The organism is Exiguobacterium sp. CH10 (genome assembly GCF_018617635.1).
Lineage (GTDB): Bacteria > Bacillota > Bacilli > Exiguobacteriales > Exiguobacteriaceae > Exiguobacterium > Exiguobacterium aestuarii_A.
The window spans coordinates 1-1,025 of the sequence record NZ_JACSKO010000016.1 but is presented as its reverse complement, the minus strand read 5'-3'; the positions used below and the strand labels follow the sequence as shown (position 1 = coordinate 1,025).

At 48.5% G+C, this 1,025-nt stretch carries 6 tRNA genes and 2 rRNA genes; all 8 read right to left on the bottom strand.

The window, feature by feature from the left end:
- Nucleotides 1-141: 141 nt before the first annotated feature.
- Nucleotides 142-217: transfer RNA gene (locus KNP04_RS15290), tRNA-Ala, on the bottom strand.
- Between the two features lie 15 nt (nucleotides 218-232).
- Nucleotides 233-309: transfer RNA gene (locus KNP04_RS15285), tRNA-Pro, on the bottom strand.
- Between the two features lie 6 nt (nucleotides 310-315).
- Nucleotides 316-392, bottom strand: a tRNA-Arg gene (locus KNP04_RS15280).
- Between the two features lie 31 nt (nucleotides 393-423).
- Nucleotides 424-510: transfer RNA gene (locus tag KNP04_RS15275), tRNA-Leu, on the bottom strand.
- Between the two features lie 40 nt (nucleotides 511-550).
- Nucleotides 551-626 (bottom strand) — tRNA-Thr (locus tag KNP04_RS15270).
- Nucleotides 627-635: 9 nt separating this feature from the next.
- Nucleotides 636-711 (bottom strand) — tRNA-Val (locus KNP04_RS15265).
- 8 nt (nucleotides 712-719) lie between these two features.
- Nucleotides 720-836, bottom strand: a 5S ribosomal RNA gene (gene rrf / locus KNP04_RS15260).
- Nucleotides 837-932: 96 nt separating this feature from the next.
- A 23S ribosomal RNA gene (locus KNP04_RS15255) occupies nucleotides 933-1,025 on the bottom strand; the annotation flags it as partial.

The window sequence follows — 1,025 nt, the reverse complement described above, 5'->3', positions numbered from 1 at the left end:
TTCGTCCTGAGCCAGGATCAAACTCTCCAAAGAATTTGATATAGCTCTTAAATTGACGAAGCTTGCGCTTCATTCAAAAATTGTAAAACTTTTTTTGCCTCATCGTTCAGTTTTCAAAGTTCGTCTGTAAAAAAATAAAATTGGTGGAGCCTAGCGGGATCGAACCGCTGACCTCCTGCGTGCAAGGCAGGCGCTCTCCCAGCTGAGCTAAGGCCCCATATAAAAGTGATGATGGTCGGGAAGACAGGATTCGAACCTGCGACCCCTTGGTCCCAAACCAAGTGCTCTACCAAGCTGAGCTACTTCCCGTAAAAATGGTGCACCCTGAGAGATTCGAACTCCCGGCCTTTAGATTCGTAGTCTAACGCTCTATCCAGCTGAGCTAAGGGTGCGAGACGAATAATCATCATGGGAAAATATTAATGGTACCGAGGGCCGGACTTGAACCGGCACGAGGAAACCCTCGCAGGATTTTAAGTCCTGTGCGTCTACCAATTCCGCCACCCCGGCAAGGTATAATTTCTAGCGGTAGACTTTTTTAAAGATCAAATGGTGCCGGCGAAAGGATTCGAACCCTCGACCCTCTGATTACAAGTCAGATGCTCTACCAACTGAGCTACACCGGCAGGTGTAAATGGTGGAGGATGACGGGATCGAACCGCCGACCCCCTGCTTGTAAGGCAGGTGCTCTCCCAGCTGAGCTAATCCTCCAATATGTAGCCTGGCAACGTCCTATCCTCACAGGGGGAGATCCCCCAACTACTTTCGGCGCTGAGACGCTTAACTTCCGTGTTCGGCATGGGAACGGGTGTGGCCGTCTCGCTATCGCCACCAGACAAATATTATATTAACATTATCTTAACATAATGTCAACATGTTTTTTAAGAGATTGTTCTCTCAAAACTGAGGATTCATCAACACAAACCATAGACTAGATCAAAGCCTCGACCGATTAGTATCATTCAGCTCCACGTGTCACCACGCTTCCACCCATGACCTATCTACCTCATCGTCTCTGAGGGGTC